The sequence below is a fragment of the Paenibacillus sp. JT31N7 genome (genome assembly GCF_059692095.1).
Map to the genome: position 1 here is coordinate 521,479 of NZ_JCAUAT010000003.1, position 24,492 is coordinate 545,970.

Below are 24,492 nucleotides of genomic sequence, written 5' to 3' on the forward strand. Positions count from 1 at the left end.
TATGGTCGTGTTAGAATCTATGCTGCCCGAACAGTTTAATAGCTGGCTGGAACTTTCCGTAAAGGAATATGCCGAAAGTAAAACCAAAGCCGGTAATGTGGAGGCCGAAAAAGGGCTGGAAGATTCCGCGCGTGAATTTAGAGAGCTGCTGCCGGAAGGATTAAACACGGCGGACAGCTATATTTTCAACATAACCGACGAGGAAAGCCGTCAAATCGTTGGCACGCTCTGGATCAAAATACGCAAGGAACAGCAAGAAGTATTTATTTACGGGATTCGCATGGATGAAAATTTTCGTGGGAACGGGTTCGGCAAGAAAACGCTTCAGGCTCTGGAGGCCTTCATAAAAGAAAAGGGACATCCTGCGAAAATTTCCCTGCATGTCTTCGGAGACAATGAAATCGCCCTGAACCTTTATAAATCTGCCGGTTTTAAAGCTACAAATATTCGTATGTCCAAGGTTATCAGTGAATGAACGTTAAACAAGGGTTACCCGAAAATGCCCAGGTAAGGATGGATGCCCATCATGTATCGGTACCGTAATAAAAGTGTTGAATATTATAACGATGTAGCTGCCGGAGCGCCGGATGAAATCCGGGGAGTACACGAGATAGACGGACTCGTCAGGTCCATTGCGGTCGGTTCTTTGAGCGGTGACGGCCGGGGCGGGGCCGTCCTGACGGGAGCAGCCCGATGAGCGGGCTGCGGGAACGTCTTACCCGGCATCTGAAGCCGGGTAAAGGAGCGGATCCGGCCGTGGACCCTGCAAGCGGGCCGACAGACGCAGGTACAGCGCCTGCAGGCGAATCGGCCGGGAACGCCGGACCCGCTTCTGCAAGCGCCAACGGGGCGCCGGGAAGCCCCGTTAACCCCGCTGGCCCGGCCTCACCCGCAGCGGCCCAGGCAAATCCGGAAGCCGTAGAGTGGGCGAAGCTGGGCGCGGAACTGTACGAGTTCCCGGCAGGGTCCTTCGTACGGCGCGTGTGCACTTACCCGCACGATGCCCGTCACGGCCGGTTCCGGCTCGATGCGCTCCATGAGCATGTCGGGGAGTTCGGGGCTTTCCACCCCGAAGCGGAACCGGTCCATGCCGAAGGCCTCCTGTTCTTCGACACGGAGACGACTGGGCTCGGAGTCGGTGCGGGCAATGTCGCTTTTCTCGTGGGCATCGGCTACTATGATGCCGGCCGGTTTTTCGTCGAGCAGCTTTTCATCCGGCATCCGGCCGAAGAGCGTGCGATGCTGGCTTATCTGGAAGAAAAATTAGAACGGTTCACCCATATCGTCTCGTACAACGGAAGGACTTTCGACTGGCCGATTTTGCAGAACCGGTTTATTCTGAACCGGATGCGGCCGGACATCGACCGCTTGCTGCACCTGGACCTGCTGCATCCATCCCGCAGCTTGTGGAAGCATTCCATGCCGTCCGTACGGCTGGGGAAGGTAGAAGAAGCGCAGCTCGGTTATGTGCGGGAAGACGACGTTTCCGGTGCGTTCGCTCCCGAGTTGTATGTCCTTTATCTGGCGGAAGGGAAAACAGACGTGCTGCGGGGCGTCTTCGTGCATAACGAGCGGGATATCGTGTCCCTGGCGGCGTTATCCGCCCTGATTTCCCGATATTTGGCCGATGGAGAGCCTCTGGATCAAAAATCGCCCGGAGATCTGTTCCGGCTGGGCCAGTGGCTGCTGAAAATGAACCGGCTCCCTTCCGCCGAGAAGATTCTGGAACTGGGCTTTTCCAGGCTCCTGGAGCAGGCGGAAGAGGGGCGTCATGCCGGGGGAGACCTCTTTCTCCGTTATGCGGCCCACTATAAAAAAGCGGGCGCCCGGGATAAAGCCGTCGAATTGTGGACCCGGCAGATCCGGCAGGCGGGACCTGCGGCTGCGGCGCATGTGGAAGCCTATATCGAGCTTGCGATGCACTACGAGCACGGGTGCAAAGATTACGCGCTCGCGCTGGAGCTGTCGCGCGAAGCGATGGATATCCTCCGCCAAAGACGCAGGCTCCTGCGGCGCAGCGAGAAGTCGGCCGACGAAGAGCGGCGGATCTCGCACCGGATCGAACGCCTGCAGCGCAAGCTTCGGGATTGCGGCAAGCCGGCCCCGAGGAGCCGGGCATCCGCGAAGTCGGCCGAGCCGGCTAAGTCCGCCGGACAAGTCAAGTCCGCCAAGCCTTCCGGCAAGTCCCGGCCCGCTTATGCGGCCGACAGCTTGTTCGATGTGTCCGGGAGCTCCGGCTGAAGCGTCCGGGAACGTCCCGTCTGCTGCCGGACAGGCATAAATCACGATGGAAGACCCACCATATCGTGAGGCTCCAAGAACACGCGGTGCGGCATCGCCTGACGGTGGTTACCCGCATCTCGCAGTCCGATTTATTGAAACGTCATGCCCATTTGTGGCATGGCGTTTTCCTTTTTCTTACCGGATAAAAACGGAGCATGTCTGCCAAGCCCTCTGCCGGAGGGTCTTGCGCCCGGAACGGTGTTAACGAATACCGCAGCCGGGGTGCTGAATATCGGCAATACGCTCCTTACGGGTGTGCTTGACGACCTTCAGTTAGGTATAAGGATCGGGCCCGGCACTCTTCCTTACGGAGGCGGCGTTCTCTTGTCCCAGCCTTTCCGCATCCCGCCCGATACGCCTGCCGGCACGCTGCTCGTGAACCGGGTCACGGCCGTAAGCGAAACGTGCGGGACGCTTGAGGCGGCCGCGAGTGTGACAGTTATCCGCGTTCTGGATGTCTTTAAAAATGCGGGTACGGGTAGGCCGAGGGCAGGCACCGGCGGGCGCGACCGCCGTCTTGTGAATACCGCCGAGGTCACTTACGGGGTACGTTCGACTTCGGGACGTCACATTATTACTGTTGCCGTTTCCAATGCGTCGGTCATTCTGATCACCGAAAATGAAGAGTAAAGCCTAGCGTGGACCGTCTGCACGGTCCGCGCTGTTTTTTGCGGGCGGGCTGAAGAGAACCTGACGTTTAAAGGGGGGAGAGCACGGACATACCAGTAAGAAGCCGGAGAAAGGATGTGGCCTTATGCCCGAATGGCCGGAAATGGAGCATTATCGACAGGAATTGAACAAAAGGATTCAAAACCGTACGATCAGCGGTATTACCGTAAATAGACCGAAATCGTTGAACGTGCCGGAAGGAGAGTTTCGCGGGGCCGTTCTGGGAGAGGTCGTGGAGCGGGTGGATCGGAGGGCCAAGCAGCTCATTTTCGTGCTGAGCGGTGAACGTTATCTCCTCCTGCATCTTATGCTGGGCGGAATGATGGTTCTCGGCACGGAAGCGGACAAGCCGGACCGCACCACGCAGATCGAGCTTTTCTTCGGGGAAACTGCGCTTTATTTTATCGGGCTGAGGCTAGGCTATCTGCACCTGTACAGCAAGCAGGGCCTGGAGGCGGAGCTGGACTCCCTGGGGCCGGAACCGTTTGACGCGGAGCTGACGGCTATCCGGTTTGCAGGCATGCTGAAAACCGGCAAGGGCAACCTGAAAACGTGCCTGACCGATCAGCACTGGCTGGCCGGAGTCGGCAACTGCTATTCCGACGAAATTTGCTTTGCCGCCGGTCTGCTGCCTTCAAGACGTCCGTCTGCTCTGGAGGAACACGAGACGGGCCGTTTGTACACGTCCATGCACAGCGTGCTCACCGAAGCGCTCAGAGCGGGCGGGTACATGGAAATGCCCCTCTATGAAGGGGATGAGCGGACGGGCGGTTTCAACGAGCTGTGCCGTGTCTACGACCGGGGCGGCGAACCGTGTGTAAGATGCGGGAACCCGGTAGTGTTCCAGACGTTATCTTCGCGTAAATGTTTCTTTTGCAGCAGCTGCCAGACATGAAGAGCCGAGGGGGAGAGAAGAACCGTGGCGCCCAAAAAGAAAAAAGATCTTCACATCGGTGCACATATCAGCACCCGCAAAGGGTTTTACGGGGCTGCAGTGACCGCTTCCGCGCTCGGAGCCGGGGCCTTTCAATATTTTCCTAAAAATCCCCGCAGCCTGATTCTGAAAACAAACGTAGACTGGAGCGATGCCAGGCGGTGTGCGGAATATTCCCGTGAAAACGGCCTTCTTTCGATCGGGCATGCGCCTTATCCCCTCAATCCTGCCGCGGAAGGCGGCCAGCAGGACGTAATGGTGGAAGCGATGCTCAATGCGCTGGAGATCGTGGATGCGTGCGGTTCCGTAGGGCTCGTCGTGCATTTCGGGAAGTTTTCCGGAAAAGATCCGTTACAAGGCTATAAAAATATAATACAATGTACGAATAAGACGCTGAGCCAGTGGCGGGGCAGCGCGCTTCTTCTGCTTGAAAACCAGGCCGGCAGCGGTTCCCAAATGGGCACGACGATGGAGGAACTGGCCCGGATCAGACAGCTTTCGGATTACCCGGACAAAATCGGGTTCTGCCTGGATACGTGTCACGCGTTTGCGTCAGGACTCTGGCACGGGAACGATTGGGACGAGGTCGAGCAAAGAGGCGGCGAGCTCGGGTATTTCGACCATTTGAAGGCTGTGCATCTCAACGATTCCCTCTATCCCTACGGCTCCGGCAAGGACCGTCACGCCAATATCGGCGAAGGATATATCGGCCTGGAAGGATTCAGATCCTTGTTGGCTTCGGATATCGTGCGGGATATACCGCTTGTACTCGAAACGGGAAGCGGCCCGGACGGTACGCACAGGGAAGAGATTGCGCTGGTCAAACAGACAGCCGGGGCGGCGGGAAAGGAAACCTGATGAAGATTCACGTTTTTCTGGACGATCAGCGCAGATGTCCGACCGGTTTTACCCTTGCGCGCAGCGTGGAGGAATGCCGGCTGCTTTTGCAGGAGTGCGAGGTGGATATCCTGTCGCTCGATTACGATTTGGGCTGGGACGAATCCGGGTGGGACATCGTAGCCTGGATGATCGGGACCGGCACTTTTCCGGCCCGCATTTATTTGCACACGTCCAGCTTGGAAGGCCGGAACCGGATGTACCAGGCTTTGTACGCTTCGGTTCCTTCCACAACCTCTCTTCATCCGGGACCTCCGCCTGCCGGTTTATTGGCCGAGCTTGCCGGGGGCTGACTCATTTAACCATTTTTTCTAGAGAAGAGAGGAGTCTGCGATATGATTCATTTAAACGACATTCATTTTATACGCGAAGAACGGCATATCCTACAGGATGTTTCTTTTCATGCGGAAAAAGGCGAGCACTGGGTTCTGCTGGGCAAGAACGGTTCCGGCAAAACGACGCTCCTTGAGCTTATGAACGGCTACCAGTTTCCTTCCAGGGGCAAAGTCGAAGTGCTCGGCAACCGCTACGGGCAAGTAGACGTGCGCGAAGTCCGCAAGCGGATCGGCTATATTTCCCAGTCCCTGTTTGAAAAAATGAATTTGGCGGATACGGTGTGGGAAGCGGTGGCGACCGGCGAGTACGCCTATCTGCGCTTTTACCAGGAAATTCCCGAAGATGTGAAAAAGAAAGCGATCGGCATGCTGGAAAGAATCGGACTGCCGCATGTCGCGATGCAGTCGATCGGGACGCTTTCGCAGGGCGAGCGCAAAAAAGTGATGCTGGCCCGTTCCATGATGCAGAAGCCGGAGCTCCTTATTATGGACGAGCCCTGCTCGGGACTGGACCTTTACGAACGCGAGAAGCTGCTGGCGGCGATCCGCGAATTCAGCGATCAGGAGATGACCGTGCTTTACGTCACGCATCATATCGAAGAAATCATCCCGATGTTTACGCACGTCGCGCTTATCGAACAGGGACGGATCATTGCGGCCGGGCCCAAGGAAGAAGTGCTGACGCCGGAACATCTCTACCAAGCTTTTCAGGTTCCGCTCGAAGTGGAGTGGTTCCGCAATAGACCATGGATAAAGGTGCTGTAAGGAATGACAGAACATGATTCGACTACAAACACGGCCCGCTTCATCGGCACGGCCAACCGCGGGTTCGCCCAGCAAGCCCAAGAAGAAGTCCGGCGCCTTATACCCGGCGTGAAATTCCGGACGCTTGTTCCGACGGAGACGTTTCTTGCGGAAGCGCCCGGAAGCTGGGAGGAGATCTCGGCGGCCATCCGGGCGCAGGAGCCGATTTTTCTGCGGCATATGCAGCCTGTTCAGGAGGAGCGCGATTTGTCCGGAACGGACGAGGACATCCTGGCTGCCGCGGAACTGGCGTCCGAACTCGGCAGTCTGCACGTCGGAAGCAGCTGCGCGGTCCAGGTGAGAATCGCCGACGGCCTGGAAGTGCCTTACGGCGCTTCCGATGTCCGCGCGGCTTCCGAGATCGCGATGAGCGAGGCGACCGGGGCCGAGACGCTGGTGCGCCATGCGGACAAGATCCTTTCGGTCTACGTCGGGCCTCAGGCGATTTATGCCGGGGTCTCCGTACCGGAAGAAAATTTGTCCGACTGGAGCGGCGGCGCTATCCGCTTTCAGCGCGAAGAGAACCAGGTATCCCGCGCGAAATTCAAGCTGCTCGAAGCGGAGCGCAAGTTCCGGCTGCATTTTGCGGATTTCCGCAAAGCAGTCGATGTCGGCGCGGCTCCCGGCGGCTGGACTTCGCTGCTGCTGGAGCGGGGACTTTACGTGACCGCGATCGACCCGGCCAAAATGCATCCGAGCCTCATTAAACACCCGCGGCTCACGTATCACGGCAAGAATGCCGCGGACGTTAAGTTGCGCCAGGACGAGTTCGATCTGCTCGTCTGCGATATGAGCTGGAGCCCGCGGCAGATGAGCCGGCTTATCCTCGATCTCCTTCCCGCGCTTCAAAGCGGGGGGACGGCCATCATCACGGCGAAACTGATGCACAAAAAACCCTTTCAGACGGTGAAAGAGCTGAAGCAGGATTTTGAAGACCAACTGGAACTGCGGCAGGCGAAGCAGCTGTTTCACAACCGCGAAGAGCTTACGCTTTATTTCGTCAAAAAATAAGCCGGAGTCATTCGGCGTTCATCATTTGGATGATCCACGTGAAAAGAGTCGTCAGGCAGTTCCAGACCAGATAAGGCAGGAGCAGCCAGGCGGCCTCTTTCGATAGAGGCGCCGTTAGGATAAGCATCCACCAGCCCGAAAGGGCGGCGAACATGCTGTCTGCCAAAGCCAGTCCATAGCTTTTTGCCTTGAAAAGAAAAAAGCCGTAGGCTTGGCTGGATAAATAATGGAGGATCACAACAAAAATCCAGGCGATCCCCACGTTTTGAAATCCGCTCGTTTTTACGTAGACAAGCGCGACGGAAGCGGCCATACATGCGTGCATAAATCCTCTTGCGCTGACGATCAGCTGCCCGGAAGGAGCCCATGCCGGCTTTTTGACGGAAGAATACCACCGTATATCGGCAGGAAAGAGAGCGGCGGATAAGAGTAAGAGTGCATACGTTACTACGGCGGCCAGCATAAATGGGTAGAACAAAAAGACACCCCCTCCCGGATTGTTTGTCCATTAGTATAGGTATATGGGAATGCGGGACAGGTATGCCTGTAAAAAAAGAAAAATAACCGTTGACCGGCTGGGTAATTGTGGTATAATTAGCGGTAATTAAACAACCGGATACACAAAAGCGGAAGCACCGCTGATGTGGAAGAACACGTTTCTTCCCTGTCAGTGGTGCTTTTTTGTGTTGTTTTCCGGTAATAAGCGAGGTGAATAATGACACGGCAAACCAAATGGCGTATAGCGCTTGCCGCAGGCGTGTCCGGCGCGGTGCTTATCCTTGGCGGGATCGTACAGTGGAATGGCTGGTAAGGAGGCTGAAAGATGAAAAGACTGCTGATCTTGATCGAGCCCGACAAGGAATTTGCGTCCGCAATGGAACGTTTTATCCGGGAGGGGGAGTTCCGTGACCGGGTGGATATCCGGATGTTTGCCCATTGCGAACACGCCGGACTGCTTATGAAGGAGAACAGGGGAGAGCCTCTGGTGATCCTTCTTGCGGAAAGCATTGCGGATGAAGAAGTAAACCGCTGTCTCGGGGAGGGGCATGTGAGCCTTGTTTACCGATTGTCGGAGACCCCCGAATGCGGGGATTTGCCGGCAGGGAACCGGATTTACCGCTATCAGCCGCTTCGAGCGATGCTAAGAGATCTGCTGCTGCGCACGGCCGAACAAACCGGCGAACCCGAGCTCGTGAGAACCGCATTCCGAAGCGGCCGTACGAATGTGCTCGCCGTGTATTCCGCTTTCGGAGGAAGCGGCAAAAGCGTTCTCGCGCTGAACATGGCCGCACAGCTCGCTGCGCAGGGGCGGAAGGTTCTGTATATGTCTCTGGAAGCGGTAAGTTCTTCCGCACTGCTGATGGAGGACGGCCCGCCGGATTCCTTTTCGCGGCTTCTCTATGCGTGGAGGAAGTCCCCGGACAAGGCTGCGGACTATGCGGATCTGCTTCAATGCCGCCATCCCGCGTACGGTTTCGATTATTTGGCTCCTTTACCGAACATCCGGGAAGCGGACGAGCTGCAGGCGGAGGACGTGAGCGGGTTGATCCGGCGCATAGCGGACAGCGGAATTTGTGACGTTCTGCTGCTCGATCTGGACAGTGCCGTCCAGCCGAGAACCGTAGGTGCCCTACAGGCCAGCGACTTCGTCATGTGGCTGGTTACGGAGGACTCGCACGCTTTGTACAAAACACGGAAAGTCCGGGAAGCCCTGGAGTCTATGGAGTCCATGGGTATCTGTGCGGGCAAAAGCTTGTTTGTTTTGAACAAATATACGGGAGGGAATTTCGAAATGACGAAGGAGCACGGCGTTACGATATTTGAAACGCTTCCTTATATCCCTTCCTGGAAAAGTGTTTCGGACCCCGCGGTCTGGCTCGGCGAGCCTGTTTTTGCCGCACAGGTCGGCCATATTTTACGCAGGTTTTCCGAGGGAGCTGAAGCGGTGTGAAAGAAGACTGGGTCCGTACGTTCAAGGAAGCCGTCAACGCCCGTCTGGACCCGACACATTCAACTTCGGACGGAGAATTGATGGAATTGATCGAGGAGGTGGTGCTGCGGGAAACCGGGGACGGACGGCTGACGGCAGGCGAAAAGTGGGAGATGGTGCAGCGGATTTTTCACTCCTACCGCGGCCTTGATATTTTACAGCCCTTAATCGACGATGCGTCCGTAACGGAAATTATGATCAACAGCCATCGGGATATTTTTATCGAACGTGACGGGCGGGTCAGCCGGAACGATGCCCGGTTCGAGAGCCGAGAGAAGCTGGAGGACATTATCCAGGCCATCGTCGCCAAAGTGAACCGGACCGTGAATGAAATGTCGCCGATCGTAGACGCCAGACTGCCGGACGGTTCCCGTGTCAATGTGGTGCTCCCCCCGGTGGCGCTTCAAGGCCCGACGATGACGATCCGTAAGTTTCCGGCACAACCGCTGGCCATGAGCGATCTGATCGCCAGAGGGGCGTTGACGGGGCAGGCAGGGGAGCTGCTCGGCGTTTTTGTGAAGGCGAAATACAACATCTTTATCGGAGGCGGCACCGGTTCCGGCAAGACGACTTTTCTTAATGCTCTGTCCCAGGGAATACCGGCGGACGAGCGGATCATCACGATCGAGGATTCGGCCGAACTGCAAATCGGCACGGTCCCCAATCTTGTGAGCCTGGAAACGCGAAACGCGAACACCGAGGGCAAGGGCGGGATCGGTATCCGGGATCTGATCCGTTCCTCTCTCAGGATGCGGCCGAACCGGATTATTGTCGGGGAAGTCCGCGGAGCGGAGGCGCTGGATATGCTGACGGTTATGAATTCGGGACATGACGGTAGTTTTTCTTCCGGGCATTCTAACTCAACCTTCGATATGCTGAGCCGTCTGGAAATGATGGTGCTTAGCGCTGCGGACCTTCCGGTGCAGGTTATCCGCAAACAAATCGCTTCGGCCCTAGATCTCATGGTGCATTTGTCCCGGATGAGGGACGGTTCCCGGAAGGTCGTTGAGATCAGCGAGCTCGCCGGATTAGCCAATGGCGAAATCTTTTTGAACCCGCTGTTCCGGTTTGAAGACCAAGGTGAGGATGAGAACGGCAGAGTGAAAGGGGAATTGGTTTATACGGGAAATCCGCTCGTTCACGGCTGGAAATGCCGCGTGGCGGGAGTGGAGCTTCCCGGCTGGATTGCCCATGAGAAGGAGGCGGCGTCATGATGCTTCCGTTTACGGCCTGTCTGGCCGGGTTGATTCTTTGGTTTGTTTTATTGACGCAGGACAAAAGAAAGCGGCGGAAATTGCCGGAGGCAGGCGATAGTGGCGGGCATGAGAGGAATGCGCGGCAGTTTCGGAAAGAAGCCCCCCTTCCTGAAAGCAAAAAGCCGGCACGCGCTGCAACCGCGGGTCTTACGGATTACGGCAGCTACCGCATGACGGGCCAGGAAATGGTGCTGACCTCGGGATTATCCGGACTCGCTTTTGCGGGGATCGCGTTTATTTTTTACAAGGAGCCTCTGCTTGCCTTGTTTTGCGCGCTGCTCGGCTTACTCGTTCCCCGCTTCCGCAAAGTACGGCTGATAACCGGGCGGAAGGCAAAATTGATCCTTCAGTTCAAGCAGGCTCTCTACTGCATGTCCACGTCTCTTACAGCCGGAAGGTCCGTGGAAAATTCGTTCCGCGAAGCATGGAAAGATCTTCAGCTGCTCTATCCTGATCCGAACTGCCTGATTGTCCGGGAATTCGAAATCATCGTAAGGAGGTTAGACAACGGGGAGCCGATTGAACATGCCGTTACGGATTTTGCGGTGCGGGCACAGTGCGACGATATTACGAATTTTTCTGATGTATTCACGACCTGCAAGAGGACGGGAGGCAACCTGGTTGAGGTCATCCGCCGAACTGCCGGCATTATCGGAGATAAGCTGGACATTGAGCAGGATATTTCGGTTATGGTGGCCCAGAAAAAGCTGGAATCGCGCGTTCTCCTTGCCGCTCCCGTCTGTATGGTCGCGGTGCTAAGCTTCAGCTCCCCCGACTATATGGCACCTCTTTACAGTGGTGCGGGCCCTCTGATTATGACGGGAGGGCTGCTTGCTCTGGGAGGCTGCTTGTGGCTGACGGGCAAGATTATGGACATAAAGGTGTGACGACATGCTTGTACTGATGTGTTTAAGTATGGGTTCGTTTTTAGTGCTGCTGCTCTTGTACGTCTTGGGTTCCAGGCGTTTTAAAGATGTGAGGACGGACTATCCCTGTGCGCTGCATATGAAAAAGCTGGCTCCCGCAGGTCTGTATGCGGTCGAACGATTCAAAACCATGGAGCGTTTTCCGGATGCCGGCGTCCGGATTATGCAGCGAATCCGGACGCTTTACGGTCACAAGGATACGCTGGTTATGACCAAGCTTATGATGGGGGACATGCTCCTGACCGCACTGCTCGTTCTTCTGTTGTGCGGTCTGCTGGGCATTGCGGGAGGCGGAGACCCCGCGGTCTCGCTCCTTGGTCTGCTGGGTGCCGGGTTGACTCCTCTGCTCATGCTAAGACAGCTCGATCAGAAAATCAGGCTGCGAAAACGCCGGATTGTTCTGGAGCTTCCGGAAGTGCTGAGCAAGATGATTCTGCTCATTAATGCGGGAGAAACCGTCCAGAAGGCGCTGATCCGCAGTGTGGATGGATCGCTGGCAGCGGCATCTCCGCTTCATGCCGAGTTTGGGCAGGCGGTGCGTGAGCTGGAGATGAATGTTTCGCTTCCCAAAGTGCTCGAAGATTTGAGCAAGCGGTGCGCCATGCAGGAAATGGCGCTGTTCACAACGACGATTCTGCTGAATTACCGGAGGGGAGGAGAAGATTTTCTGGTTGCCCTGCGTTCACTCGCGAAGGAATTATGGGACCGCCGCAAGGCGGAGTCCCGCAAGCTGGGCGAGGAAGCGTCCTCGAAGCTGGTGTTTCCGATGGTGGCTATCTTTCTGGTTGTCATGATTATCGTTGCTTCACCGGCCGTCCTGTCCATAAACGGATGACGGAAACCGATCCACATTTCTTGGGAGGTCATACACAATGAAAAACCGATTACAAACGTCCATGATCCGTTTCTGGAACGATGAAGAAGGGCTGGGCACGCTTGAAATTTTGCTTATTGTCGCCGTACTCATAGCCGTAGCCGTTATATTCCGGAAGTGGATTATTAAATGGTTCAATGAACTGATTGGTAAAGCGGACACGGAATTCAACAATTCCAAAAGCGATGATGCCATTAAAACACCGTAGCAAGAAGCTCGCGGAATTACGGAAGTATGTGAGCCCGATTCGCTTATTCCGTTCTCAAGCCGGTAATTTTACCTTGGAAGGAACCCTGCTGTTTCCGGTGGTGATCTTAATTACCTTAACCCTTATCATTTTCGGCATGTTTGTATACAATCGGGTCGCTCTGCAGCAGCAAGCAGGAGTCGCTTCCGAACGAGCCGCGTTCTCGTGGAATAACAGCCGCAAAGATCCCATTACGGGAGCGTTTACACCGGGAGCCGGTGACGGGCTCTACTGGCGTTTAACGCAGGACGGCATTCTCGGCATTTTCGGCTACAGCGGAAAATCTTCTACTGTCCAAGTGCCGGGCATATCGGGAGGAAGTGGTCCAGCGGGTAAATTGTCGCGTGCGGCCGCTTTCCTTCCGGCCGGAGCCCAAGGCTCGATGTCGTACGTGAATCATATATGGGAACGGAAAGTTTCGGCCGAGCTGGAAGCGCCTTTCCGAACGCGTTCCTTTCTGCCCGGAAGCATCATACGCGACCAAGTGACGGGTCAAGGCGCTTCCCACGTAGTGGACCCAGTTGAACTGATACGGACCGTTGATTTGACACGCAGCTACATCCCCGCGATTAAGAACCGTATTACCGCTTCAAAAGCCAGGGAAGTGCTGACCGAGCCCGCAGCCGATGCTATCCCTCCGACAAGCGCAATCACGAGCGAAGCGCAGGCAAGCGCTTATATCCGGAAGCTGGTCAGCGGACGAAAAACGGAAGTAATTACCCCGGAGGGAGATAAAAGAACGATTGACGCTTTAGATGCCGGAGGCACGGCGCATCTTGCTTTCTACACGTTTAATGAGAAGAACCTTAAGGAACAAATGCGCAAAGACGTCCTTCTGAAAAAGGAGGGGACACAGGTTAAGGGGATCGTATGGCACTTTTTCAAAACCAAGTCGGGAAAAGCGCCTTCACAAGCCATCCAGCGGGAGCTGGCTCAAAACGGCATTTCCGTCATTTTGCACGAATAAATCAAGGGCGGCTTCGGCTGCCCGGAAAGGACCGTGTTTTGAGAAGCTTCTACAACTCCGAGACGGGTGCTGTTTCTATTTATTTGATCATTATTCTCGTGCCCATCTTTTTTCTGCAAGCGGTTCTGATTGATTTCGCACGGGTCAAGGCAGCTGAAAGAGAAGCGGATACGGCCGCAAGGGCTGCGATCCGATCCGTTCTGTCCGCATTCGATCCCGAGCTTCAAAAATACGGACTGTTCGGACTCACCGAAGAGCTGGAAAGCTCGGAATCCCTGTTCAGCTCGATATACAAAGAAAATCTTTCCGGCAGTTCGAATGGTGTTTTTTATAAAATGCTGGATACTAAGCCGGAAGTGGGGGCAAAGTCACTGACCTCTCTATACACGCTTGCCAATCACACGGTGTTTAAAGAACAAATTCTTGAACACATGAAATACGCGGCACCGATCGAATTCGTGCTGGAGATAACGGATAAGCTTCAAAAACCCGGTGCCGTCAAAACGATGGCAAACGGCGCGGCATACGCCAAAGAAGCGGAGAAAATCGAAAAACTGCTTGCGAAGCGGGAAGAGTTGCTCGATCGGGCATGGGTGGAAACGGTCAAGCTGAAGGAAGAGCTGAGCGGCCGGCACCATACGTACCGGGCAACAATAACCGAGCTGAACCGTCTCTCGGAACTGATCGGTTTAAACACTGCGGACGAGGTGAGGTCGCAAATCAAAACGTTGGAAGAACAGATCCGCACGCTTTCGAACTCCATTTCAAGTTTGAACGGCTCCATTGCAGCCGCTGCCGCGGCAGGACCGGAAGCGGCCGCCGCCATTCAAGGAATGATGGACAGCATTCGTTCCCTTCAGGACCAACTGACCGGCCTGCAAAGCAGGCTTTCCGATCTCAAGGCGCTGCTTGAAAATATTTTGAAATACACCGCACTTCTGGCGGAAACCAAGCTTGAAATCGTCCGTGACGACGAGAAGGTGCAAATTCTGCAAAAATCCGTTCAAGAGCTGCTCGGCGAAGCGAAGAAAGCAAATGATGAGTTGAATAAGGAGTTGAAACGCTTATCAGCGGGTACGGGAAATGAACTTAAAGCTTTCGAAGCGTTTAAAAGTTTGAAACTTCTTAGTGAAGACGATTTCCGCAACTATCAGACGGGAATCGCTGCAAGCGCGGCTTTATTCAGCGGTTTTCGCAGCAGCATCGGCAGCACCAATCTGTTCACGAATGCCAACGCTCAGCAGATACACGCCGCAAACGACGCCTACCAGGCCCGAATGGACGAAACCTACCAGAAACAGCTTGCCATTGAAACGGAGCGAAACAAGCGAAACGAGAATATCCGCAAAGAAAAAGAAAAGCAGCGTTCGAACATACAGGCGGCTTTAGATCGGGCTAAGCAGGCCATGGGAGACTGCGGCACGGATCAGACGGCTGGGTCGGTTACGTCTTTTTACGAGATTTTGGAGGGAAAAGGAGAAGAGGGGTTATACCGAAAATACATGACTTTAAACGAGAGCTCTTCGAATGCCGGCGGCAGTCCGGTATACGACCTGGAGGGCAAGCCTGACACGGAAATTCAGCATGCCATGAGTTTACTGGAGCGGCTTGGCCAAGCGGGGGGAAATATCCGCAATGAGCTATTCGTAAACGAATATGCCTTGTCTCAGTTTAACTATAGAACGTACGGACGGGAATTGGACGGATCGGGGCAGACAAAGCCTCTTCATGCGCTGTCCGAACCGTCCGGCCATAAACTTCCCGGTCAGGAAGCCGAGTATTTACTGTACGGATTTAATTCCTGTGCCAAAAACATTTCATCGGCTTACGGGGAAATGTTCGCTTTCCGCTTTGCGGTTCGGATGGTGGAAGAATTGATGGACCCAAAAAACGAATTGCTTCAGGCGGGATCTCCATTGCTGGTACTGCTGGTCAGCGCGGCCGAGGCAGCCGTCAAAGCAGTGGCGGATATGGACAGCTTAACTGAAGGAAAAGCAGTCCCGATATCAAGCAAACTGCCGAATCCTTTGTTTACTTTCACTTATAAAGACTATTTGCGGATATTTCTTTTCCTGCACAGCAGTGACACAAACCTTTTGGCACGCCTTCAATCCTTGATCGAGCTGAATACAGAACGAACATTAGACAACGCTGTAACTTACATGCAGGGGTCTGCCGAATCCTCCGTATCCTTATGGTTTTTGCCGGGGGTAATGAAGCTGATGAACGGGACGGGTATTTCTTCCTGCGAAGTAAGAGAAAACCGGTGCCGTTTTATCAGTCGTGCGGATTTGGCGTATTAGGGAGATACGCGAACCGAACAGGACGGGAGCGAGACGTATGTACATTTTTAGAAAAAGCGAGCAAGGGGGAATGGTGCTGGAGGCGGCACTCATTTTGCCGATGTTCGTCGGATTTATCGTCGCTCTTATCGTATGCATCCAAATAGCGGTAGCTGATATGGCGCTGCGGTCTGCGGTAAGCGAGTCTACGAAGGTTTTGGCCGCGGGGATTTATCCGGCGGAAGTGCTGTACAGACAGGGCAAGGAAACTTTCGATCAGACGACTCTTGCATCAGGGGTGCAGAATGTAGTCGATACTCTTCAAAGCTTAAGAGAAAAAGCCGCGCAAGCGGGGGAATTTATCGACTCCGTTGAAGCATACATTCCGGATCCGGTGGTCGGGCTTCTGGCGTGGGTCCGCCAAGCGGGCGCAAACGGTGTGGATGGGGCAGAGGAAGCGGCAAGCTCGGCACTGCGTGATGCCATGAAACCGGTTGTGTACAGTTTTGCGGACAAACGGATTCTGAAGAAGGAACGATTCCGCATCAGCGGGGTGACACTACCCAGTTTAACGAACCGGGAGCGGGCTTATCTCGGATTTGAAGTCACCTATGATTTTCCCCTTGCCGTTCCTTTTTTCAACCGAACGTTAGTTTTGAAAAAGAAAGCGCTGGAGCGGGTCTGGCTGGGCGCATAAAGGAGACATGACCATGGAGGAGCTGCTGCTTTCTCTTCTTATTCTGGCCGCGCTTGCAGCCGATGTACGAAAATCGATTATTCCGAACGTGTTGACTGCTGCAGGTGCTGGCACCGGAATAATGTATCATCTGCTTACAAATGGCTGGAGCGGACTTGTTTTCTCTCTGGCGGGCTGCATGACCGGTTTTTTTGCGCTCTTTATCTTGTATGCGGCAGGGGCGCTCGGTGCGGGAGACGTGAAACTGTTCGGGGCAATAGGAGCTTTAACGGGCGGGGGTTACGTTTTTACGTGCGCGCTTTATTCATTATTGTTCGCGGGAGCGATCGGCTTGGGATTGCTTCTTGGGAGGAAAGGAGGAATCAAACGACTAGGCCGCTTATTCGGCGGGGTGGCCATGTTTTTATTTCTTAAAGATTTGTCGTTCTGGAAAAGTCTGAAACAAAAGGATCAGCTGCGGTTTCCTTTTATGTATGCGGTACTGCCGGGGGTTGTGGCTGCTTATTGGTATGGAAGCTTTGCTTTTAACTGATTCCCCTCAGGAAAGCGAAAGGATGTAGCTATGGAACTGTTCGGATTGCAGGCAAGCATGCGGTTATCACAAGGAAGATGGCTGGAAGTGGGCTTGGAAGACGGGCTGACCTTTGAACTTCTGGCACCTTTGCAGCTGAAGATGATTCAAGAATATCCGATACCCAGGGTGCTGAATTTGAAGACAGAAGAGACCGGAGGTCAGCTTAAGCTGCTCTACGACCTGGGTTCCAGACGGTCTTTGGCTTCTATTCTAAAGGAGCACAGTCCCGATCTCGCCGGGTGTCTACAATTGCTGCACGAAGCGGCGGCTTGTGTGAGCGATAGCGGCAATTATATGTTGACCGAATCCCGATTTGTGGTGGACAAAAATTACATTTACATCGAAAGAGGTTGGGCGGACGTCTCGCTGCTGTGCCTTCCATTAAAGGAAATTCCGGCTGTGCCCGCCTCCGACAGGTGGGGAGCGCTTGTTCGTGACTTAAACAACCGGCTGCCGGCCGAAGCGAGCGGAAGTCTCGAGAGACTTGCCAAGTACTGTGAGCATGGAAATTTCTCCGTTCAAGACTTCAAAAGGAGAATATATCTGGAAATAAGCGAGAGCAAGCAAAGTTTTAGAACTGACGGCGGGGAAGGAGGGGATGAGGTGGTCTCGCTTATTCGGAATTCAACTCTTCCGGATTCAGGCATACAGAGCCCGGCGGATTTCAGTGAACGAAGGGGGAAGGCACTTTCTGTTTTGGAGAAAGCAGGGCAAAATATTCCTGAGACGGAACCGCTGCAGCTTCACAGACAAAGTAACGATGCTGGTGACGGTTATTTGCCAGGAGAGAGCGAATATATGCTGCAAGGCGGGGCCGGGCCGTCCCGAAGGCTTGGGCATGAAAGTCGTATAGAACGGAAGCCGCCGCGCGGTGCCGCAGAGAAGTTTATCCAAAGACGCCAACAAATTGCTGCGGACGGGACCGATTATCCTGTGACTATCGGACCGGATTGTACGGCTTCTGCCTCTTCGGGCTATACGCAACCGGTCTTGCCGGGCAAAATCGTTTCCGCTGGGGTTTCCGGTGCGGCCTCGATTTCAGCTTCCTTTGCAAAAGGTTCACCCGCGGCGGTCGGCGCTGATGTAACCCGCTTTTCCGCAAGGGGGGCTGCGGTAACTCCTGCTGTTCCCGAAACGCCTGATCCGCCTACTGAAGCTCCGCATACCGCAGCTCCGTCAGGAACATGGGGGGGTAATCGCGTTTCTCGGTCCCAACGGGACGAGCGAAATGACCGCGATTTCGATGATTCTGCTGCGGCAGCTCCAATCGCGGCTGCGTCAATCGTGCCGCCGCCTGCTGCGGTGGCGCCGCTTAGACGGCGGCGGACCGGTTCCGGCGTGCAGACGGCCGGGCAAACCCCGGCGCAGCCGCATGCCGAATCGCACGCAGCGCCGCAGTCGCATACAGCGCCCCCAGCGCACTCCGCGCCCGCGGGAGCGGCTGCCCCTGCGGGACCGCTTCGCGGGTCCCGCGGCAAAATCCTCGCGCTGGGAGGCGCATTCCTGATCATCGGGATGATCTGGAACGCTTATTTCAGCGCTCCCGGGTCCCCGCTGCTGTATATCAGCAGCGGAGCGACGCTGCTGGCGCTGGATGCCGCTTACGTTCTGCTGGCTATCGGCTTTCCCCGCCGCCGTACCAGCCAATCGAAAGAAGCGGCACCCCCCGGCAGCAGCCTGTATCCGCCTGCGGCTGAACGGGAGCCGGTGTCGCTTGAGCAGTACTACGCCGGTTTGGGCGAACGTACGACGCTCCTGGCTCCTCCTTTATCTGCGGTGACGACCGCAGACGAGACGGTTTTTCTCGGAGCAGAGTTAGCACCGCCACCTGCAAAGTTCCGTCATCCCGTACTCGAAGTTATGCGGGAAGGGCGTAAAGAAACGATTCTGCTCGATACGGATTCTTTTATAATCGGGCGCGGTGAAGGGGATGCCGACTATATCGAAAATGTGCTGGGAATCTCGCGGATTCATGCGCAGTTTTTACGGACGCCGGAAGGGTACGCGGTCAAAGACCTCGGCTCGCGAAACGGTACGTTTTTAAACGACGGGATGCTGATTCCTTACCAAATGGTCGCTTTGAAAGACGGTGATATCGTGCGGATCATTCACACCGAATTTAGCTTCAGAACCTGCTGATGTGTTCCGGTCCCGTAACGTTAATGATATAATGGACAGGTTGTTGAAGAAACGGGAAAGAGGAGAATGCCCAATGATTACACATGTCGTGTTTTTCAAGCTTAAAGACCGCAGCCCGGAGTCCGTGGAACAAGCAAGAGCCAAACTTCAAAACATGGAAGGTAAAATTTCCGAACTGCTGCATATCGAAGTAGGGGCGGATGTAATCCATTCCGAACGCTCTTATGATCTGGTTTTGATCACCAAGTTTAACTCTCTTGAAGACCTCAAAGCATACAATGTGCACCCCGTCCATCAGGATGTGCTCGCCTATATGGGTGAAGCCAAAGACGGCGTTGCTCCATGCGTAGACTTTGAAAGCTAATTTTTCAAAAAATCAGTTATATCCGTAAGAACTTGCCGTTTATCGCGGCGGGTTCTTTTATAGTTTTAGCCGCCGACAGTACAAGCGACGTGAAAGTCATGATCATCATCTCAAGGTGAGCGAATTCCTTTGTTCCGATGTCATTCAACGGCGGAACTCTCCTTCCGATTAGCTTAATGCCACAGTAAGGTTGTTATCTGAAAGAATATAAAAATAACGTATAATGATCATAGCTCTACTACAGAATCCCCTGATCTTAATGTTTGCGATGGATAGATTGTTTTTTATAGGTGCGTTACTTCAAAAAATCGTCCAGCCTAGTTTCCCCAACGCCTGCATCATTATGACGACTCCTTACTTTTGACCCAGGCATTTGGCTCCTTACAGCCTGCCTTTTACGCAAAAAAAAGCGGCCGGTTCCATTTAAGGAACGGCCGATGTACATAGCTGCATTTAGATTGGATCGTATGATAAAATTATTGCCTTAATTTAAATTTTGCATCTGTGCATTTACAAAATCAATCAGTTCGCGATAAATTCTTGAACCCATTCGCCGTTGTAGTAAGCGACTCCGATTTTTGTGAAGTTCGGGCTCAAAATGTTTTGACGATGACCCTGGCTGTTCATCCAGGAATTCATGACATCCTGCGGTGTGCGCTGTCCTTTGGCGATGTTTTCGCCTGCATACGTATAAGAGATGCCATAAGATTTCATCATATCAAATGGAGATCCGTACTTTGGAGAATTGTGATCGAAATAGTTATTTGTGTACATATCCTTCGCTTTATCCAGTGCCATCGCGGCAAGCGCGCTGTCGGAAGCAAGCGGTTTTAAGCCGGCTTTGGCACGTTCCTGGTTCACGAGCGTTACGACTTGATCCGCATATTCCGATTGGGAAGCGGCCGGTTTTTCAGCCGGTTTCGGTGTCGGAGCAGCAGCCGGTGCGGAAGGCTTGGTTGTCGGTTTTGTCGGTTTCGTCGTGTTCACGGGAGCGCTCGGTTTTGCCGCAGGTGCGGAAGGCTTCTGGGCCTCCGGTTTCTTTTCAGGTGCGACCGGCGTCTCGGCAGACGGTTTTTCCGCGGCGGGAGGTGCAGCCGGTACGACGATCTGCATGCCTTTCCAAATGAAATTCGGATTATTGGGCTGCGGATTGGATGTGAGAAGAGAGGCGAGATCAATGCCGTATTTGTTCGAAAGAGCAGCAAGCGTGTCTCCGCCGGAAACGTTGCATGGCGCGGCGGATGCGGCGCCTGTAGCGAAAACGGACGTAAGGGCAAAAACACCAACGAGAGTTGCTTTTTTGATAGATTTCAAGTTAGAATCTCTCCTTTTTCGGCCTGCGAGGTTAGCTGACGGATTCGGGTCAAAGAGCAATCACCCGGCCATGAACATCATGGCTTCACCCCAAAAATGGGTTCCCCCGTGCTTCCGTAGAAGCTTCGGCCTTGTTTTTTTGCTTTCCGCCTGAGAAGAGCAGCAGGCATGACGCTCTGTGCTGCGCTCCGTCCCGGAAGAAGCCTTTTAATCCTAGCATGCGATTTGCTAGATTTCACCGCTCAAAGTTTTCCAGTAACGGCCGGATTGTTTTCCGCTAAACGGGTTTATCGTTTGAAAACAGAGGGGAAACAGTGTAGTATCACCTGTAAGAGGCGCTTTTGAATGCACGCCGAATCCGCCTGGAAATTTCGGAATCCGAACCCGGTTTTACAATCATATTGCAAGAAACTAAACCGGAGAGTTCCTTCTAAAATGAAGGTATTCGGCAAAAATTTCCATGAAAATAAAACCATCGCCTATCTGCGAGTGAAAATTGATGCACGCAAGTCAAAACTGACGCTTGTTTTAGGACTGATGGATAGAGGGAGTTTCGGGGTATTAAGTAGAAGCAAGACTTTACATAGCGCTCACAAACGGAAACCGGCCGCCGTTCAGGCGGTGAGAATGCCGCTAAACGGTTCGATTGGGCGACACTACTCGCACCGGGTTAAAAAAGGAGAGGTTGAGTTTATGGAGCAAGTAAACAGAACGTATCTGCTCGAAGTGCTGGACATGCTTTTGCAAACGCCGAGTCCGAGCGGATACACCCATCACATTATGGATAAAGTGAAGGCGGAAACCGAGAAGCTTGGCTATACGCTGGAACTGACGAATAAAGGCTGCGGCATCATCACGATTCCGGGTAAACGGAGCGATTACACGATCGGGCTCTCGGCCCATGTGGATACGCTCGGTGCGATGGTCCGGTCCATCAAGGACAACGGGCGTCTGCGCCTTACATCGGTGGGCGGTTTTATGATGGCCGCCATCGAAAACGAGTACTGCCGCGTTCATACCCGCCAGGGACTCAGCTATGAAGGCACCATTTTAACGACCAAGCCTTCGGTTCACGTTTTTCCGGATGCGAGAGACCACAAGCGCGTCGAGGAGAATATGGAAGTGCGCCTGGACGAACTGGCTTTCAATCGCGAAGAGGTGCAGAAACTGGGAATTCGTGTCGGGGATTTCGTCTCCTTCGAGCCGCGGGTTCGCATGCTGGAGAACGGGTATGTCAAATCCCGTCATCTCGACGATAAAGCGAGCGTGGCCGCCTTGTTCGCGCTTATGGATCTTCTAAAGAACGAGCTGATCGAACCGGCCTGCACCGTTAAAATCATTTTGACCACTTACGAGGAAGTCGGCCACGGGGCTTCTTACATCCCGGCCGACATTGACGAGCTCCTTGCCGTCGACATGGGAGCCATGGGGGACGATCTGACCTGCACCGAGCAGGACGTCTCCATCTGTGCAAAAGATTCCAGCGGTCCTTACGACTACGCGATGACCTCTCAGCTTATCCGCCTCGCCGAACATTCCGGCATCCGGCACGTAGTGGATGTGTATCCGCAGTACGGTTCGGACGCTTCGGCGGCTCTTCGCGGAGGCAGCAACATCCGTGCGGCGCTGATCGGACCGGGCGTTCATGCCTCGCATGGCATGGAACGCACGCATGTGGACGCCATCGCGGGAACGGCTTCTCTTCTGCTGCAATATATCTTGCATCCGGCCGCAGCAGCTAGCGACCCCGGACAGCCGGAAAATCCGGTCAGCCCGGTTTAATTCGGCGAACTCGATTTGTACATCCGGCTGGTCTCATCCAAAACGCCGAACGGCGGGCATGAGGGCAGCCGGATTCATTTGGCGCGACCGCTTAAGGACGGAGGAACTCATGAGTATTATTCATGCCGAACATCTAGTAAAAACTTACGGAGAGAAAGTTCTCTTCGACGATATTTCCTTTACGATCTCGGAAAAGCAGCGGATCGGCCTGATCGGTGTCAATGGCACCGGCAAGTCTTCCCTGCTGAGAATTTTGGCCGGTTTGGAAAAGCCGGACTCCGGATCGATCGTTCATTCCAATCACTTCCGGGTGGAGTACTTGCCGCAGCAGCCTGAGTTCGATGAACGTTCAACGGTTCTGGAGCAGGTTTTCTACGGAGAAACGCCGCTTATGAAGGTGCTCCGCGACTACGAGCAGGCGCTTGCGGCGCTTGAGAGCAGCCCCGAGGACGAGGCTGTCCAGCAGAAGCTGATGCGGGTGCAGGCGAGAATGGACGAGCTGGACGCCTGGGAGGCCGGCACAACGGCGAAGACAGTCCTGACGAAGCTGGGCATCACGGAATTCGGCAAGCCTGTCGGCGAGCTGTCCGGCGGCCAGCGGAAGCGTGTCGCGATGGCCCGCGTGCTGATCCAGCCCGCCGACCTGCTTATCCTCGACGAGCCTACCAACCACATCGACAACGAGACGGTGGACTGGCTGGAGCAATTTTTAAGCAAATGGAAAGGCGCTCTGCTGCTCGTCACGCACGACCGCTATTTCCTGGAGCGAGTGACCAGCCGCATTCTGGAGCTCGACCGCGGAAGCATATACAGCTATGAAGGCAATTACACGACGTTTCTGGAAAAAAAGGCCGAGCGCATGGAGCGGGAAGCCTCCAGCGAAGACAAGCGCCGCAATCTGCTCCGCAGAGAGCTTGCCTGGCTGCACCGCGGCGCGAAAGCCCGCACGACGAAGCAGAAAGCCCGCGTCGAACGGGCGGAGGAGCTGCGCGACCGCAAAGTCGACGGGCCTGCGGCCAAGCTCGATATGGCGCTGGCGGGCAGCCGCCTCGGACGCAAAGTCATCGAGCTCAAGCAGGTGAGCAAAGGCTACGAGGGTCATGAACTCATCCATGATTTCAGCTACATTGTGCTGCCGGACGACCGGATCGGCATTATCGGCCGCAACGGAAGCGGCAAATCGACGCTGCTGAACATGCTTGCCGGACGCCTTAGCCCGGACAGCGGCGAAATCGAGCGGGGAAGCACCGTCAAGCTTGCCTACTACACACAAGAAAGCGTGGAGATGGATGACAAGCAGCGTGTCATCGAGTATGTCCGGGAGGCGGCCGAGGTCATTCGCACCAAAGACGGGGAGAGCATCACGGCGGCGCAGATGCTGGAAAGATTCCTGTTCTCGCCGAATCTCCAGTGGACGCCGATCGGAAAACTTTCCGGAGGCGAGAAGCGCCGGCTTTATCTGCTGCGTACACTGATGGGAGAGCCGAATGTCCTCCTTCTTGACGAGCCGACGAACGATTTGGATATCCAAACCTTGTCTATTCTGGAGGATTATCTGGAGCAGTTTCCGGGCGCCGTCATTACGGTATCCCATGACCGTTATTTCCTGGACAGAACCGCCGACCATCTGTTTTCGTTTACGGGCGGGGGGGAAATCGAACAGTATATCGGAACGTACTCCGATTACCTGGAGCTCAAACAGCAGCGTGAAGACTCCGAGCTTAAGTCCGCCTCCAAAGAAAAAGCCCAGACCCAAGCCTCCGCATCGTCCGTTCCTTCCGCCGGCGGAGCAGAATCTGGCGGGGAACGCGCCAAGAAGAAAAAACTTTCCTTCAACGAGCAGAAGGAATGGGATACGATCGAAGACCGCATCGCGGCGCTGGAAGAGAAGCTGGAGCGGATCAAGAGCGATATCGCAAAAGCCGGAAGCGACTACGGCCGCGTACAGGAGCTGTACGCCGAGGAGATTGCCGCGGGCGAAGAACTGGAGCAGGCCATGGAACGATGGACCGTTCTCTCGGAGCTTGTGGAGGAAATCGAGCGCGGCAAGTAAGCTCATTCCCGCAATACCGAGCGGGGAGCCCTTTTTTATGGTATACTAAAAAGAATTGGCTTGGAAGAAGCCGTGATTCTACAAAAAGGCAGGT

Annotated in this window: 24 protein-coding genes and 1 riboswitch; of the genes, 22 read left to right on the top strand and 2 right to left on the bottom strand. The window is 54.6% G+C overall.

The features are described 5' to 3' along the window. The first annotated feature begins 1 nt into the window (after nucleotide 1). The 9 genes from AC58P5_RS16980 to AC58P5_RS17020 all read left to right on the top strand — a co-directional run bounded on the left by AC58P5_RS16980 (nucleotide 2) and on the right by AC58P5_RS17020 (nucleotide 6,933). The gene (locus AC58P5_RS16980) at nucleotides 2-475 is read left to right on the top strand and encodes a GNAT family N-acetyltransferase (protein ID WP_497388476.1); all 474 of its coding nucleotides are present in this window, start codon (nucleotides 2-4) and stop codon (nucleotides 473-475) included. A 51-nt stretch (nucleotides 476-526) separates the two neighbouring features. After that, nucleotides 527-697 carry a hypothetical protein gene (locus AC58P5_RS16985; RefSeq protein ID WP_497388478.1) on the top strand — a complete coding sequence of 57 codons (171 nt, stop codon included), beginning with the start codon at nucleotides 527-529 and terminating at the stop codon, nucleotides 695-697. Then, nucleotides 694-2,241 (top strand): ribonuclease H-like domain-containing protein, encoded by a 1,548-nt coding sequence (locus AC58P5_RS16990; RefSeq protein WP_497388480.1) that lies wholly within the window; start codon nucleotides 694-696, stop codon nucleotides 2,239-2,241. The genes AC58P5_RS16985 and AC58P5_RS16990 overlap by 4 nt, the downstream gene beginning before the upstream one ends. A gap of 240 nt (nucleotides 2,242-2,481) precedes the next feature. Beyond that, nucleotides 2,482-2,913 carry a hypothetical protein gene (locus AC58P5_RS16995; protein WP_497388482.1) on the top strand — a complete coding sequence of 144 codons (432 nt, stop codon included), beginning with the start codon at nucleotides 2,482-2,484 and terminating at the stop codon, nucleotides 2,911-2,913. A gap of 124 nt (nucleotides 2,914-3,037) precedes the next feature. After that, complete coding sequence (locus AC58P5_RS17000) at nucleotides 3,038-3,847, top strand: Fpg/Nei family DNA glycosylase (protein WP_497388484.1); 810 nt, start codon at nucleotides 3,038-3,040, stop codon at nucleotides 3,845-3,847. Nucleotides 3,848-3,871: 24 nt separating this feature from the next. Beyond that, nucleotides 3,872-4,744 (top strand): deoxyribonuclease IV, encoded by an 873-nt coding sequence (locus AC58P5_RS17005; protein ID WP_497388486.1) that lies wholly within the window; start codon nucleotides 3,872-3,874, stop codon nucleotides 4,742-4,744. Beyond that, the gene (locus AC58P5_RS17010; RefSeq protein WP_497388488.1) at nucleotides 4,744-5,076 is read left to right on the top strand and encodes a cyclic-phosphate processing receiver domain-containing protein; all 333 of its coding nucleotides are present in this window, start codon (nucleotides 4,744-4,746) and stop codon (nucleotides 5,074-5,076) included. The genes AC58P5_RS17005 and AC58P5_RS17010 overlap by 1 nt, the downstream gene beginning before the upstream one ends. Before the next feature lie 42 nt (nucleotides 5,077-5,118). After that, a complete protein-coding gene (locus tag AC58P5_RS17015; protein WP_103994883.1) occupies nucleotides 5,119-5,883 on the top strand; it encodes an ABC transporter ATP-binding protein in 765 nt (254 codons plus the stop codon). A 3-nt stretch (nucleotides 5,884-5,886) separates the two neighbouring features. Further along, nucleotides 5,887-6,933: an SAM-dependent methyltransferase gene (locus AC58P5_RS17020; RefSeq protein WP_497388490.1), complete on the top strand. Its 1,047-nt coding sequence runs from the start codon at nucleotides 5,887-5,889 to the stop codon at nucleotides 6,931-6,933. A gap of 7 nt (nucleotides 6,934-6,940) precedes the next feature. Here the strand turns inward: AC58P5_RS17020 and AC58P5_RS17025 are convergent, their stop codons facing one another. Next, nucleotides 6,941-7,411, bottom strand: coding sequence for a TspO/MBR family protein (locus AC58P5_RS17025; protein WP_497388491.1), 471 nt, complete (start codon nucleotides 7,409-7,411; stop codon nucleotides 6,941-6,943). 345 nt (nucleotides 7,412-7,756) lie between these two features. Here AC58P5_RS17025 and AC58P5_RS17030 point away from each other — a divergent pair, with 345 nt between their 5' ends. The 11 genes from AC58P5_RS17030 to AC58P5_RS17080 all read left to right on the top strand — a co-directional run bounded on the left by AC58P5_RS17030 (nucleotide 7,757) and on the right by AC58P5_RS17080 (nucleotide 19,249). After that, a complete protein-coding gene (locus tag AC58P5_RS17030) occupies nucleotides 7,757-8,884 on the top strand; it encodes a P-loop NTPase family protein (protein ID WP_497388493.1) in 1,128 nt (375 codons plus the stop codon). Beyond that, on the top strand, nucleotides 8,881-10,137 hold the full coding sequence (locus AC58P5_RS17035; RefSeq protein ID WP_497388495.1) for a TadA family conjugal transfer-associated ATPase: 1,257 nt from the start codon (nucleotides 8,881-8,883) through the stop codon (nucleotides 10,135-10,137). Before AC58P5_RS17030 ends, AC58P5_RS17035 begins: the two co-directional genes overlap by 4 nt. Next, nucleotides 10,134-11,066 carry a type II secretion system F family protein gene (locus AC58P5_RS17040; protein ID WP_497388497.1) on the top strand — a complete coding sequence of 311 codons (933 nt, stop codon included), beginning with the start codon at nucleotides 10,134-10,136 and terminating at the stop codon, nucleotides 11,064-11,066. The genes AC58P5_RS17035 and AC58P5_RS17040 overlap by 4 nt, the downstream gene beginning before the upstream one ends. A gap of 4 nt (nucleotides 11,067-11,070) precedes the next feature. Beyond that, a complete protein-coding gene (locus AC58P5_RS17045; protein WP_497388499.1) occupies nucleotides 11,071-11,940 on the top strand; it encodes a type II secretion system F family protein in 870 nt (289 codons plus the stop codon). A gap of 37 nt (nucleotides 11,941-11,977) precedes the next feature. Then, nucleotides 11,978-12,187 (top strand): Flp1 family type IVb pilin, encoded by a 210-nt coding sequence (locus tag AC58P5_RS17050; RefSeq protein ID WP_042228068.1) that lies wholly within the window; start codon nucleotides 11,978-11,980, stop codon nucleotides 12,185-12,187. A 28-nt stretch (nucleotides 12,188-12,215) separates the two neighbouring features. Next, nucleotides 12,216-13,193, top strand: a complete 978-nt coding sequence (locus AC58P5_RS17055; RefSeq protein WP_497388501.1) for a TadE/TadG family type IV pilus assembly protein — start codon at nucleotides 12,216-12,218, stop codon at nucleotides 13,191-13,193. A 38-nt stretch (nucleotides 13,194-13,231) separates the two neighbouring features. Further along, the gene (locus tag AC58P5_RS17060) at nucleotides 13,232-15,496 is read left to right on the top strand and encodes a hypothetical protein (protein WP_497388503.1); all 2,265 of its coding nucleotides are present in this window, start codon (nucleotides 13,232-13,234) and stop codon (nucleotides 15,494-15,496) included. Nucleotides 15,497-15,533: 37 nt separating this feature from the next. Then, on the top strand, nucleotides 15,534-16,172 hold the full coding sequence (locus AC58P5_RS17065; RefSeq protein ID WP_497388505.1) for a hypothetical protein: 639 nt from the start codon (nucleotides 15,534-15,536) through the stop codon (nucleotides 16,170-16,172). Nucleotides 16,173-16,185: 13 nt separating this feature from the next. Beyond that, on the top strand, nucleotides 16,186-16,704 hold the full coding sequence (locus AC58P5_RS17070; protein WP_497388507.1) for an A24 family peptidase: 519 nt from the start codon (nucleotides 16,186-16,188) through the stop codon (nucleotides 16,702-16,704). 30 nt (nucleotides 16,705-16,734) lie between these two features. Continuing rightward, the gene (locus tag AC58P5_RS17075; RefSeq protein WP_497388509.1) at nucleotides 16,735-18,885 is read left to right on the top strand and encodes a DUF6382 domain-containing protein; all 2,151 of its coding nucleotides are present in this window, start codon (nucleotides 16,735-16,737) and stop codon (nucleotides 18,883-18,885) included. A gap of 73 nt (nucleotides 18,886-18,958) precedes the next feature. Then, entirely contained in the window at nucleotides 18,959-19,249 is a 291-nt protein-coding gene (locus AC58P5_RS17080; RefSeq protein WP_042228061.1) for a Dabb family protein, read from the top strand. Nucleotides 19,250-19,771: 522 nt separating this feature from the next. Here AC58P5_RS17080 and AC58P5_RS17085 read toward each other — a convergent pair. Then, a complete protein-coding gene (locus AC58P5_RS17085) occupies nucleotides 19,772-20,563 on the bottom strand; it encodes a CAP domain-containing protein (RefSeq protein WP_497388511.1) in 792 nt (263 codons plus the stop codon). Nucleotides 20,564-20,568: 5 nt separating this feature from the next. Beyond that, nucleotides 20,569-20,704: riboswitch (cyclic di-AMP (ydaO/yuaA leader) on the bottom strand. Nucleotides 20,705-21,256: 552 nt separating this feature from the next. Here AC58P5_RS17085 and AC58P5_RS17090 point away from each other — a divergent pair. After that, nucleotides 21,257-22,345, top strand: coding sequence for a M42 family metallopeptidase (locus tag AC58P5_RS17090; protein ID WP_497388513.1), 1,089 nt, complete (start codon nucleotides 21,257-21,259; stop codon nucleotides 22,343-22,345). 109 nt (nucleotides 22,346-22,454) lie between these two features. After that, a complete protein-coding gene (locus AC58P5_RS17095) occupies nucleotides 22,455-24,398 on the top strand; it encodes an ABC-F family ATP-binding cassette domain-containing protein (protein ID WP_497388515.1) in 1,944 nt (647 codons plus the stop codon). The last annotated feature ends 94 nt before the right edge of the window (nucleotides 24,399-24,492 follow it).